The organism is Acinetobacter lwoffii (assembly GCF_024129115.1).
GTDB classification, from domain to species: Bacteria; Pseudomonadota; Gammaproteobacteria; order Pseudomonadales; family Moraxellaceae; genus Acinetobacter; species Acinetobacter lwoffii_T.
The window spans coordinates 41,877-54,240 of record NZ_JAMXXO010000014.1 but is presented as its reverse complement, the minus strand read 5'-3'; the positions used below and the strand labels follow the sequence as shown (position 1 = coordinate 54,240).

Annotated in this window: 11 protein-coding genes; 2 read left to right on the top strand and 9 right to left on the bottom strand. The window is 43.3% G+C overall.

Annotated elements, in window-relative coordinates; genetic code table 11:
* Window positions 1–4 precede the first annotated feature (4 nt).
* The 6 genes from NI470_RS11055 to NI470_RS11030 form a co-directional block, all read right to left on the bottom strand.
* Window positions 5–898 carry a LysR substrate-binding domain-containing protein gene (locus NI470_RS11055; RefSeq protein WP_253148382.1) on the bottom strand — a complete coding sequence of 298 codons (894 nt, stop codon included), beginning with the start codon at window positions 896–898 and terminating at the stop codon, window positions 5–7.
* 1 nt (window position 899) lies between these two features.
* Window positions 900–2,099, bottom strand: coding sequence for an MFS transporter (locus tag NI470_RS11050; protein ID WP_253148383.1), 1,200 nt, complete (start codon window positions 2,097–2,099; stop codon window positions 900–902).
* A gap of 40 nt (window positions 2,100–2,139) precedes the next feature.
* A complete protein-coding gene (locus tag NI470_RS11045) occupies window positions 2,140–2,703 on the bottom strand; it encodes a TetR/AcrR family transcriptional regulator (RefSeq protein WP_005106275.1) in 564 nt (187 codons plus the stop codon).
* Window positions 2,704–2,853: 150 nt separating this feature from the next.
* The gene (locus tag NI470_RS11040) at window positions 2,854–3,375 is read right to left on the bottom strand and encodes an acyl-CoA thioesterase (protein ID WP_004280680.1); all 522 of its coding nucleotides are present in this window, start codon (window positions 3,373–3,375) and stop codon (window positions 2,854–2,856) included.
* Between the two features lie 287 nt (window positions 3,376–3,662).
* The gene (locus tag NI470_RS11035) at window positions 3,663–3,839 is read right to left on the bottom strand and encodes a hypothetical protein (protein WP_191112528.1); all 177 of its coding nucleotides are present in this window, start codon (window positions 3,837–3,839) and stop codon (window positions 3,663–3,665) included.
* Window positions 3,840–4,178: 339 nt separating this feature from the next.
* Window positions 4,179–5,183, bottom strand: coding sequence for a patatin-like phospholipase family protein (locus tag NI470_RS11030; protein ID WP_253148384.1), 1,005 nt, complete (start codon window positions 5,181–5,183; stop codon window positions 4,179–4,181).
* A 123-nt stretch (window positions 5,184–5,306) separates the two neighbouring features.
* Between NI470_RS11030 and chrA the strand changes: the two genes are divergently transcribed.
* Entirely contained in the window at window positions 5,307–6,512 is a 1,206-nt protein-coding gene (chrA, locus tag NI470_RS11025; protein ID WP_191112530.1) for a chromate efflux transporter, read from the top strand.
* A 55-nt stretch (window positions 6,513–6,567) separates the two neighbouring features.
* On the opposite strand, the gene NI470_RS11020 is transcribed toward chrA, so the two are convergent.
* Both NI470_RS11020 and gltS read right to left on the bottom strand, forming a co-directional pair.
* Window positions 6,568–8,043, bottom strand: a complete 1,476-nt coding sequence (locus tag NI470_RS11020) for an alanine/glycine:cation symporter family protein (protein WP_004731963.1) — start codon at window positions 8,041–8,043, stop codon at window positions 6,568–6,570.
* Between the two features lie 45 nt (window positions 8,044–8,088).
* Complete coding sequence (gltS, locus tag NI470_RS11015) at window positions 8,089–9,327, bottom strand: sodium/glutamate symporter (RefSeq protein WP_153566876.1); 1,239 nt, start codon at window positions 9,325–9,327, stop codon at window positions 8,089–8,091.
* Window positions 9,328–10,229: 902 nt separating this feature from the next.
* Here gltS and NI470_RS11010 point away from each other — a divergent pair.
* Entirely contained in the window at window positions 10,230–10,937 is a 708-nt protein-coding gene (locus tag NI470_RS11010) for a nitroreductase (RefSeq protein ID WP_004280692.1), read from the top strand.
* 77 nt (window positions 10,938–11,014) lie between these two features.
* Here the strand turns inward: NI470_RS11010 and NI470_RS11005 are convergent, their stop codons facing one another.
* On the bottom strand, window positions 11,015–12,232 hold the full coding sequence (locus NI470_RS11005; RefSeq protein WP_253148385.1) for a multidrug effflux MFS transporter: 1,218 nt from the start codon (window positions 12,230–12,232) through the stop codon (window positions 11,015–11,017).
* Window positions 12,233–12,364 lie beyond the last annotated feature (132 nt).

The window sequence follows — 12,364 nt, the reverse complement described above, 5'->3', positions numbered from 1 at the left end:
AATATTAAAAAAGATCCACAAAAAACTTTTCTTTTAATACTTCCAAAATCAGATCAATCACCACATGTTTTTGATCCTTGCGATAATTGGCATACAGTCCAATCATCGGTAACGGTTCTAGGGTCTTTTTCACCACAATATTATCGCCGAGCAATGGAATCACATAGGCTGGCACCAGACTCCAGCCCACGCCCATTCCCACCAGATTGACATTGAGCAGAATATTGGTGGAATACTGCACCACATTCACTTTTAATTTGGACTGTTTAAAAAAATCCTGAATCAGCTTATGCAGTTGCGGTGAGGACTGCTCATCACTAATTACAAAGTCCTGATTTTCAAAACTCTTGATACTGACATAGGGCAAGGCCGCAGCCGGGGAATCTTTGGGCACAATCAAGGTTAAAGGCTCATCAAAAATGCGGATCGAATCAAACTCACTTAACTGCCCCGGATAACGGGTAAAGGCAATGTCGATCTGTCCATTTCTTAAGGCACTAAACTGCTCTGCATCGGTCAGACTATGAAACTGTGCTTTCAGTTCAGGAAAATGCGCGCGGATATTCGGCATGATATAAGGAAAGACTTTCATTTCCGCGACCGGGACAAAACCGATATTTAGCTGATCCTGCTGTGCATTGGCGATCTGCCTGGCAGTCTGAATGGCGCGCTCTGCATGCTCAAGACTAAGCAAAGCTTCTTTTAAAAACACCTGACCGGCTTCAGTGAGCCCGACCTTACGGTTATTCCGCTCCAGCAACTGTACGCCAACCTCACGTTCCAGATCCTTGATTTGCTGGCTCAATGAAGGCTGTACCGTATTTAATTTTTCCGCGGCACGGGTAAAGTTCAGTTCCTGCGCCACCGTAACAAAATAACGTAAATGTCTTAATTCCATTTTATAACTCCAAACTTGCCGGGCGCTTATTTTGCTTTTTGGCAACATATTGACGATAAACCAATATCGTCACAATGACGAGTACAGCACTCAAAACATAGGTGGTTTCAAAGCCCCAATAGGCAATCAATACTCCCATGGCTACGGAACCGATCGCTAAACCCAGATCAAACAGGGTAAAGAAAGTTGAAATTGCATGTCCCATACGCTGCTTGTCGACCGACTGAATGGCCAAGGTCTGCAAACATGGGAACAGTGAACCATAACCGATGCCGATAAATACTGCCGACAACCATAATATCCATTGATTGGAAATCAGGCTGACAATCACCAGACCAATGGCAAAGAAAATAAATGAAGGATAAATAACCGCACTTGGTCCCTTACGATCATAAATCTTCCCGATCCAAGGTCTGACCAGCAACATGGACGCTGAAAAGACAATAAAGAATACGCTGGTATAGCCCAAAAGCTGCTTGGTTTCACTAAATGCAGTAATAAAACTCATGATGCCCGAGTACGCAAAAGCGGTTAGTAAAGCCACAAAACTTACCGCCAGAACTTTGACTTCCAGAATATCCTGCAAGCTCAAGCTGGTTTTTTCTGTGCTTATAGCTTCAGGTTTTGGTAACTCTGTGATTTTGAGCATCCAACAGAAAATGAGCCCCAAAGAAATGATAACGGCAAGAATGCCAAATAAGACTTTGAAGCTGGTGAACTGAATTACGGTCAATGCCAGCAAGGGCCCAAAAACCACACCCAGATTGGTCGACATGACGAAATAGCCCATGCCCTCACCTTTGCGCTGTTCAGGAATAAATTCATTAGCGACGGGTACTGCCACCGTGGTCAGAATACTGAACCAGATACCATGTAAAAAACGCACCAGCAACAGCGACCACATGCTATCTACCAGCAAATAACTAAAGGAAAATAAGGCAAAAATCACGCCTGCACCGCGCATCGAGATTTTCTTGCCGAGCTTTTCGATGATCATGCCGGAAAATGGCCGAACCGCAATCGAAGAGGCCAAAAATAGCGTCAGCGCCAACCCAGCTTCTTTTACCGAACCGCCCAGATCTTTCATGATGTAAATCGGCAAGATGGTCAGTAAGGCAAAGTAATAAACGAACAGGAAAAAATTATTGAATAAGCACAAGATAAATGAGCGATTCCATAACCGCTCAGCGCTAACTGACATAATCACCAACTCTTAAAATTTGTAGGGAAATAGCACAAACTCAGGCTTGAACAGTGACCGGATGCAAGGCCAACTCGACCAGATTCTGGATATAGTGTTCATCTGGAATCCGGTTGAAAAAAATGATCTGGTAATGAATCGGGCCGTATAAGGTATCCAGCATCAAATCAAAAGGATAATCAGCGCGGATTTCTCCCCGTTCAATCGCTTGCTGAATCAGTTGATGGGTCTGTTGCCGACGTGGCAAGAGATATTGCTGAAAGAACTCACCTGCCAGTTCGCGGTGATTGGCAATCACTACCAGCAAAGCCCGACCGACCGGATGATTCAGCGCTTGAGATAAAGAACCGAGTTGTTGAATGAGATTGCTTTTCAGGCTTTTAGAGGTATCCAGCTCAAATACCGAAGCTGTATGCTGTTTGAAAGTGTCCAGCACCAGTTCCGATTTATGTTTCCACCATCGATAAATCGTAGACTTGCCAACACCGGCACGTGCCGCTACATCTTCAATCGTCAGCTGATGATATTCACATTCTGCCAGCGCATCTGCGACCGCCTGTAAAATGCACTGCTGTCGTCGGGAACTTTTTTCGTCACTGCTCATATTTTTCTACTTAACTTTTAAGATCTAAAAATCGAAACGATACGTATCGTTTTATATTAGGGTAAAAAATAACAAAGCTCCAGTGAAAAACTGAAATTGATGCAAAAAAAAGACCTTCATATGAAGGTCTTTTCTCAATCACGATTTAACTTAACTCTGTGCAGTCTTTTTATAAATGCTGCATGAAGGATGATGATTTTCTTGCAAACGCGCGACTTTACGCTGTTCTGCTGCTTCAAAACGGCATCGTTTCCAGTCATTGTCCAGGTTCAAAGCTGGAATCTGTTTTGGTTTACCATTTTCATCCACCGCAACCATGGTGAAATAACAGCTATTGGTATGACGTACCGTTCTCTTTTGAATATTCTGGGCTTCTACACGAATCCCGATTTCCATTGAAGTACGGCCAACATGATTCACACTGGCCAGAAAGGTAACCAGCTCACCAACGTGAATCGGCTCTTTAAAATTCACCTTGTCTACAGATAAGGTCACGACATAACTACCCGAATAGCGACTTGCACACGCATACGCCACCTGATCCAATAATTTCAGAATGGTTCCACCATGAACATTTCCTGAAAAATTTGCCATATCTGGCGTCATGAGAACTGACATCGTTAACTCTGACTGGTCATCCGACACTGCTGCAATTTGATCTAAAGGGGCCATCGTTTTCTTTGAACTCTTTGAATGACAAGGTTATCGTTTATTATTATAGCGTTTTTAACATGAATAAAATGTTCAATTCGGCAAATGAAGCATCACAATTATTGATATAGAAAATGTATTCATACAGAAAAAAATATATTTAATTGCTTAAAATCTCAGTTAGAAAGTTAAGTGCCAATAAATCAACACTTATTTATCTGGGGTTGATCACACAGCAACTGAGAATTTTTCACTGTTTTAAGCTCTGAACAAAAATAATTCAGGAAAATAAAAAGGCTCTGCGTGATTTAAAGCATCACTGGCCTGAGCATTTCCTGCGCCACGTTCTGATAACTTAAAATTTGTTGACCATCCAAGGTCGTTTCAACGGTAAAAGAACCATCCTGATGGATCGCGGTCACTGTAAAGATATAGTGTTCGAATTGTGCCAGTTTGACCTGCTGTCCAATTTTAATATGCATCATGATGTCTACATCTGTGTAGTGATCTTTTCAAACTGCATTCTGGCATGAACATCGATGCTTTTGAATATTTGATCAACTTAAGTATACGAATAATAATATTAAAATTTTAATTTAAGACGAATAAGGCTTATTATTTAAAACAATATACTTATAATTCAATTTGTTATATTTAAAATTAATTTTATCTTTTGCGATAATTCCGACTGACTGATACACATAGGCAATCATCTTAGCTTTTATAACAATCAGTTAAGCGTTACAGCCGATGATCCGTTATCCTTTTGATTGAATATCCCTATACTGCGATATAGGGATAAACAGAAATTTCAAAAAAAAGATTTATTGAGCTTGATGTTCATGTACCACAAACTGTGGAATGCGATGTCCTTGAGCATAATCATGTTTTTGGTAGGCTTGTGAAATTTCCATCAACTTTAACTGGGTCGCCTCGGCACCAGCCTGCATGGTGAGTTCCCTGCCACGTACATCAAAGATATGGCCTTTTTCGCGTAAGTCCGGCTGAATCACCACATCTGCATGCTTTAATTCTTCATGTGCCAGATGTTGCTGCATAATATTAATGTTCTGATTAAACAGTCCCCAGACATTGGTGGTTTCCGTGTAAATGGGCTGTGCCAGAATATCCACCGCAATCACAATATCGGCTCCCAGCTCACGTGCCACATCGACCGGCACCGGACTGACCAGACCACCATCTACATATTCTTTACCTTGAATAATAGTCGGAATAAACATACTCGGAATCGAGACTGAAGCACGTACCGCCTGTCCGGTATTACCATAATTAAAAACGACTTTCTTGCCTTCTTTCAGCGCGGTTGCTACCACAAACATCGGGATTTTCATGGCTTCAAGCGGAGTTTGATCGACCTGCAAATTGACATAGTCCTCAACTTTTTTGCCATCAAAAAAACCTTTTCTGGCCAGTTTGATATCACGGACATCATTCGGTCGCATGCTGAGAGCAATATTGCGCAGTTCAATCGCCGGTTTGCCACTCGCATAAATGGAACCTACAATACTGCCCGCACTGGTTCCGACAATAAAATCGGGGTGAATACCCGCCTGTTCCAGTACTTCCAGCGCACCAATATGCGCATAACCACGCGCACCCCCACTGCCCAGAACTAAAGCAACTACTGGACGCTGTTGGGTTTGCTTGATCTTTTGAAAATCAATTTGATTTGGACGTGCCTGAGCTTCTCCGCGTTGTGCAGCAGGTTGTAGATGACTGGTCGCCGCTTGGGCTGTCATGGGGGTCGTTTGGCAAGCACTCAGGCCAAATGTAACCAGTATCACCATACTCAACACATATTTCTGCATGCAGAGAATGTCCTCATTAATCTAAAGCAGCATAGTGTATAAACACATGCATAAATAGTCTGTAGAATTTCGTAAAACTGTCATACAGTTCAGCTACTTTATCTTCATTTTTCCCATAACTGTATGCCTTCAATCTCACTGTACCGGATTTTCCTGATTTTCCTGCAACTGGGCTGCATTTCATTTGGCGGTCCAGCGGCACATCTGGTGTTTTTTCACCGAAAATTTGTGACCCAACTGCAATGGCTGAATGACACCCAGTACAGTCAGCTGGTCGCTTTGGCACAACTTTTACCCGGGCCGAGCAGCAGTCAGGTGGGGCTGTCGATCGGTTATCTGCAACGAGGCTATACTGGTGCCATGATCGCATGGTTGGGTTTTACCCTGCCCTCAATGATTCTGATGACCTTGGTGGCGCTCTTGGGTCAAAGCTATTTTCATATTTTAAACTCAAACAGCTTTCATACCATCCAGTTAATTGTATTTTCTGTAATCGCTTGGGCATTCTGGCAAATGCTGAGAAGCTTCTGTAAAACGGCCTGGCAATACTCAGTCTTAATCCTTTCTGTCATATTGTTGATGGTGGTTTCAGTGAGTTTTAACCAGATTCTGGTGATTATGCTGGGCGCAGTCTGTGGACTCTTGGCTGGACATTTTTCCTCATCAGATTCGAAACCCAAAGAAATTAACAAAACGGCAATCAGCTCGCCATATATTCGATCTGCCGCTGCACCCTATTGGCTGCTGGCATTTATCTTGCCGTTTGTTCTGCTCCCCTTAGCTGGAAAATTATGGGATGAATCAGACCTGCTATTTTTTTCCAATTTCTATCAAACCGGTTCATTGGTATTTGGTGGTGGTCATGTGATTCTGCCTTTGCTGTATCAGGACTTTGTCACAACCGGTTTGGTGAGTGCCCAATCTTTTGATCTTGGCTATGCATTTGCCCAGCTCATGCCAGGACCTTTATTCAGTTTTGCCAGTTATATCGGTGCTTTGCTGCCTTGGACGTCTTATGTCTGGCTAAATGCAATTTTAGCGACCTGTGCAATCTTCTTACCTTCATTTTTCTTGATCTTTGCCACCTTGCCTTACTGGTCGTGGTTGATGCAGCAGCGCCATATTCATCAGGCGGTGATGGGCATCAATGCTGCAGTGGTGGGTTTGTTACTATATTTATTGCTGGATCTTTCACAACGCTATTTTAGCTATGGTTCCGACCTGGTCTTTGTCGCAGTGATGATTGCCCTGCTACGCTCAAAACTACCGGTCTGGTTCAGCCTGATTTTGGGCTTCGTGCTTTATCAAAGTTATTTAAATTTCTTCTAAAGAAAACTTTGGCACAAAAAAAGCCCCGAATGATCGGGGCTTTTTGCTTCAAGTCTTACCAGATATCTGATTTAACCTTGTCTTTAAATTTAGGATGGTTATCCAGTTTAAATTCAGGTTCTTTCACACCACGCTTCAGCTGACCGGTATAGTCTTTGAGTAGCATCAGCAGGAATGGCATCAGCAACAGGATCGCAATCAAGTTGATACTTGCCATGACACCCATGAACAGATCTGCCATATTCCAGATCAACGGCACACTGGCTATGGAACCGAAATACACCATCACCAATACAAATAAGCGGAAAATCAACATCACCCGGCTATTGTTATTGATGAACTGAACGTTTCCTTCGGCATAGGCATAGTTACCGATAATCGAGGAATAGGCAAACAGGAACAGAATCAAAGCCAGGAAGTCATCGCCCCAGGCACCAATCTGGCTTTCAAGCGCCATCTGGGTCAAGGTCACGCCTTCAAAGCCTGCATTTTCATACAGACCCGAAACCAGAATAATAATCGCGGTACATGAACACACCACAAAGGTATCTACAAATACTCCGAGCATCTGTACCAGACCCTGGTTGACCGGATGTTTGACATCGGAAGCTGCAGCGGCGTTCGGTGCCGACCCCATCCCTGCCTCGTTAGAGAACAGACCACGCTTGATGCCCATCATCATGGCCATAGATACCATGGCACCAAAGAAACCACCAGCAGCAGCTTCAAATTCAAAGGCTTTACTGAAAATGAGCTGGAAGATGGATGGGAGCAGATCGTAATTGATGACCGCAATATACAAAGCCACAGCCAGATAAAGCACAGCCATAAACGGTACAAAGCTTTCAGCAACTTTTGCAATCCGTTTAATTCCGCCAAAAATGATCACCGCAGTCATCAAGACCAGAAACAATCCGACCCAGGAAATTTCCAGATTCAGGCCGCCTAATGGCAAGATCAGATTCGCCTGATCCCAGCCCCAGGCATGAGAAGTCGCTCCGGTAATGGCATTGGCCTGAACTGCATTGAAGACAAAACCATAAGTCGTGATCAATGCAATCGCAAAGACAATCCCGAGCCATTTTTGTTTCAGGCCTTGGGTAATGTAATAAGCTGGTCCACCACGGAATTGCTGGTTTTTGTTATCTCGCACCTTAAACAACTGTGCCAAAGAGGATTCAACAAAAGCAGAACTCATGCCCAAAAAGGCAGTAAACCACATCCAGAACACGGCACCGGGGCCACCAATCGCAATCGCAATGGCGACACCCGCGACATTGCCCACACCGACCCGGCTTGCCAGTCCGGTGACAAAAGCCTGAAACGGGGTAATGCCGTGCGTATCCTGAACCTTGCCACGGCTATTTTTCATGACTTTCATGCTGTGCCAGAACAAACGAATTTGTACTGCACCGGTCATGATCGTGTAGAAAATACCAACTGCGACCAGAAACACCACCAGAAAATCCCATAAAGGGCCATTCAGGGCATTAATCCAGCCGAGTAAGGTTTCATTTAACTGATCATTCATGTCACATCCTTATGAGCCTATGACTCATCGTATCAGGCATAAAAATTATGCAAAAAACTTCAAAATCATCTGAATAACAGTAGCATTGATTAAGTCAACGAAGAACGCACCACATAATGGAACGATCAGGAAGGCCTTATGTGACGCACCATACATATTGGTAATCGCCTGCATATTGGCAACCGCTGTTGGCGTTGCACCCATACCGAAACCACAATGACCTGCTGCAAGTACCGCAGCATCATAGTTTTTGCCCATCAGGCGGAAAGTGACGAAAGCTGCATACAAAGCCATGGTGATGGTTTGCGCACCCAGAATCACCATGAGTGGTCCTGCAAGGTCAGCCAATTGCCATAATTTCAATGATAACAATGCCATTGCCAAGTACAGCGACAATGAAGCATTACCGAACACATCAATCGCACGATCGAAAATCTGAACCTTGAAAACACCTTCCAGTACATTACGCAGGATGACACCACCCGCCAATGCCCACACAAATGTTGGCAGTTCAAATGCAGTACCTTTACTGAAACCCGTCATAAACTCTGCAAAAGCCAAACAGCCTGCGAACAGGCCCAAGGTCGTGATTGCATTATCAGCGGTAATTAAACGCACCTGATGCGGATATTCAAACGGTACATATTCGCTGGTGGTACTGTCCATTGGCGTATTGTCACGCGTTTCGATCTGCTGATCGGTACGTGCAGTAGCCAGGTTATAACGGTTGATCAGCAACTTGGCCAAAGGTCCGCCAATAATACCGCCGATAATCAATCCAAAAGTCGCACTGGCCATACCTAGTGCCAGCGCACCTTGAATACCATGTTCAACTTCAAAAATTTCCCCCCATGCCCCCGCAGTACCATGACCACCGGTTAAGGTAACTGAGCCTGCAATCAAGCCAATCAACGGGTCAATACCCAATAATGTTGCCAGACTCATGCCGACCGCATTTTGCAAAATAATGAAAGCCGAAACAGCAAACAGGAAAATAACCAGACCGATCCCGCCTTCACGCAACTTGGAAAAGTTGGCACTCAGACCAATCGAAGCAAAGAAAATCAGCATAAAGCTGGTTTGTAATTCTGCACTGGTGGTGATGCTATATCCCCACAATGAATGCACCAGCAATGAGATGATCGCCGCAACCAAACCGCCCGCAACCGGCTCAGGAATATTGTAACGTCTTAAAAAATCGATTTTATTAACCAGGAATCGGCCGAGTAACAGAACAATGACTGCGGCAATCAAGGTATAAAATGCGTTAAAAGTAAAATCCATAATTTTTTGCCCAAGATGATTTTGAATTTTTTATTGTTCTAAAAGTGATGAAGTGCGCTAGATCTCTAGCTCGCTCATTAGATCTTCATCTGGAAATATCCTGATTTGATCTATCACCATTAGAAAAACAAACCGATTTATCATCTCTTTTAAACTTATGAATATCATCATCACGATCATATTCAACAAATGAGAGATTTATAAAAGCAACACCTTTTCTATTCAGATACTCAGTCTGTTGGAAAATTGCAGACAATTTTCCAACAGACGCGCATGCTGGTAAAAAAACTGTGTTTTAAGCTCAAAAAAACATTCAGTGCTTGATGAGTGCTTTCAACCTAAAGACTTCATTCAAGCCATCTGGAATCGCGTTATTTAAAACAGATCTTAATCACAAAATGCATGAATTAAGATGAAAAGTCGTACATTATGCTGTTTCTTTGTATCAAGTTTTATTTCTTTTTATTAGCAATAGTTAATTTATCTATAAAAAATAATTATAAATTCTTATTTTTATATGAAGATTAATCTATATTTTAATTCAAAAAAAATATTAATCTTTTACTCAACACGTAATAAAACAGGCATCTTGAAATTAAATTATCTTGATTTTCAGTCAAAATAAACCAGTTCTCTGTGTGAAATTGTTATTGTTGAATGGTTCAAGCACTTGGGTTTTAAGCCATTTTTTAAATCAAAGACCAACTTTATGACTAAATCCATTGCTATCACTTAGGCGATTTATGCTCAGCTAAAAGAATGCGAAATTTCATTATTCAAGTCATTTTGCTGATAAATTGTTTTTTTCAGCTGGCGAAGAATTAAATTTTCCTATCCCCCGTTCTGTTTGTTTAGTTTATAGTCATTGCAAACTCAATAAGGATATTCGACTGGACCCCATAATGGATCAAAATCTTGTTCATGCTGTAGATCACACCATCACTTCTCGCCATTCAGTGCGTGCTTTTTTAAATACCCCCGTTAGTACAGACACCTTAAAAGAGATTCTGGCGGTGGCCAGCCGCGCACCCTCAGGAACCAATACCCAACCCTGGAAAGTGTATGTGGTAACAGGTAAAAAGCGTGATGAACTCGTGCAGCAGGTTTGTCAGGCACAAATGCAAATCTATGCAAATCCGGAATTGTCACAGCAGTATCAGGAAACTTTTGCCTATTATCCTGAACAATGGATCTCGCCATTTATTGAACGTCGTCGTGAAAATGGCTGGGGTTTATATGGCTTGCTGAATATTCAGAAAGGCGAAAAGGAAAAAATGGCGCGTCAGCAGCTGCGTAATTTTGAATTATTTGATGCGCCTGTCGGCCTGTTCTTTACCGTCCATCGTTCTTTGGCGATTGGTTCCAAAATGGATGTTTCCATGATGATCCAGAATGTCATGCTGGCCGCAAAAGCCCGCGGTCTGGACACCTGCCCGCAGGCAGCCTGGAATCATTTTCATCCGATCGTGCTTGATCTGGTCGGCGCACCTGATGATGAAGAGCTGGTCTGCGGTATGGCACTGGGTTATGCCGACCCAGAGCAAATTATTAACAGCTTTATTACCCCGCGCGTTCCCGTAGAGGAATTTGCCGTATTTATCGATGAGTGATGCAAGCAGGGCTAAGCCAACTTGCTTAGCCCTCTGCTCAATCCAGCATTTTTAATATATTAGAGAACGCCCAGCATCTATGCATTTTTCAAGATTGGCATCTTGATTTTAAAAATCGCCCAAGCGGAAATACCTACAAAAACCAGCATGATCAATGCCATATTTAATAAGGCATGCCAGATCAGAAAATTCAGTAATACACCGCCCAATAAGCCACAGACAAATTGCATACTGCCCATAATCGCACTGGCGGTTCCCGCCCGCTCGCCCTGTTCAGCCATTGCCAGAGCCATGGCATTCGGACCAGTAAACCCGATAGATGCCACCACAATAAACATGCCTAACAACACCCAGAACACAGAATCGACGTCCAGACAGCCCAGCAAGATTAACCCTAATACACCGGTAAACTGCAGACAGGTGCCGATTTTCAAGCGCTGTAATATCGAGAATCGCCCAGCCAGACGTTTATTCAAGGTCGAAAACAGCATGATCCCGAAGGCATTGGCACCAAAGGCATAAGCAAACTGCTGCTCAGTCAGCTGATAACGATCTATCAGAATGGTAGAAGAAGCGCTGATATAACAGAACATCACCGCACCGGAAAAACAGCCGGCATAGAGCGGACGTCGAAAGCTTGGATCCTGAAAAATGCACCGGTACAAACTTATAACCTGTTGAAAGTTCAGCTTGAGACGGCGTTCTGGCTCCAGGGTTTCTTTAAAAAGAAAGTGTACACAGGCTAGACTCAACAGACCGCAGCCCATCAGCACCAAGAAGATCACATTCCATTCATAAAACATCAATACCCAGGCCCCCAGACTCGGAGCGATGATTGGTGCAATCGCAGTCACAATCATCATGCTGGCAAAGGCCTGAGCTGCTGAATGCATATCCAGGCGATCACGAATTGCAGCACGTGCCATGACCACCCCGACACAGCCACCTAAGGCTTGCAGAATCCGTGCAGCGATCAGACTCCATTCATCCTGCGCAAAGACACACAGCAAACTTGCCACAATGTATAAACACAGCCCAAAATACAGTGGCGGTTTACGCCCAATCCGGTCACTGATCGGACCATAAATCAGTTGCCCGATCGCCAGACCGAAGAAATAAGCCGGCAGGCTGTTAGAAACCATTTGGGTACTGACACCAAAATCTGCTGCCATAGCCGGTAAGGCCGAAAGATACATATCAATGGATAAAGGCCCGAGTGCACTTAAGGTCGCCAGCAAAACAATCCAGAACATGGCATAAGGTTGTTGTACTATTTTATTCGATGTCATAAGCATGAAGATTTAAAGCGCTAATATGCAGACAAATTAACACAGTGCATAGTATGATTTAGCCTGAAATGAAGATTTATAAATATACTATTTTCATTAGCCTATTCAGATTCAGCTCTAAGACTGCAGTATAAAGGA

Excerpts from the sequence above, each read along its gene's own strand:
- NI470_RS11010 (WP_004280692.1), top strand. The coding sequence starts at position 10,230 with ATGGATCAAAATCTTGTTCATGCTGTAGATCACACCATCACTTCTCGC.
- gltS (WP_153566876.1), bottom strand. The coding sequence starts at position 9,327 with ATGGATTTTACTTTTAACGCATTTTATACCTTGATTGCCGCAGTCATT.
- NI470_RS11040 (WP_004280680.1), bottom strand. The coding sequence starts at position 3,375 with ATGGCCCCTTTAGATCAAATTGCAGCAGTGTCGGATGACCAGTCAGAG.
- NI470_RS11050 (WP_253148383.1), bottom strand. The coding sequence starts at position 2,099 with ATGTCAGTTAGCGCTGAGCGGTTATGGAATCGCTCATTTATCTTGTGC.
- NI470_RS11005 (WP_253148385.1), bottom strand. The coding sequence starts at position 12,232 with ATGCTTATGACATCGAATAAAATAGTACAACAACCTTATGCCATGTTC.
- NI470_RS11045 (WP_005106275.1), bottom strand. The coding sequence starts at position 2,703 with ATGAGCAGTGACGAAAAAAGTTCCCGACGACAGCAGTGCATTTTACAG.
- chrA (WP_191112530.1), top strand. The coding sequence starts at position 5,307 with ATGCCTTCAATCTCACTGTACCGGATTTTCCTGATTTTCCTGCAACTG.
- NI470_RS11030 (WP_253148384.1), bottom strand. The coding sequence starts at position 5,183 with ATGCAGAAATATGTGTTGAGTATGGTGATACTGGTTACATTTGGCCTG.
- NI470_RS11055 (WP_253148382.1), bottom strand. The coding sequence starts at position 898 with ATGGAATTAAGACATTTACGTTATTTTGTTACGGTGGCGCAGGAACTG.
- NI470_RS11020 (WP_004731963.1), bottom strand. The coding sequence starts at position 8,043 with ATGAATGATCAGTTAAATGAAACCTTACTCGGCTGGATTAATGCCCTG.
- NI470_RS11035 (WP_191112528.1), bottom strand. The coding sequence starts at position 3,839 with ATGATGCATATTAAAATTGGACAGCAGGTCAAACTGGCACAATTCGAA.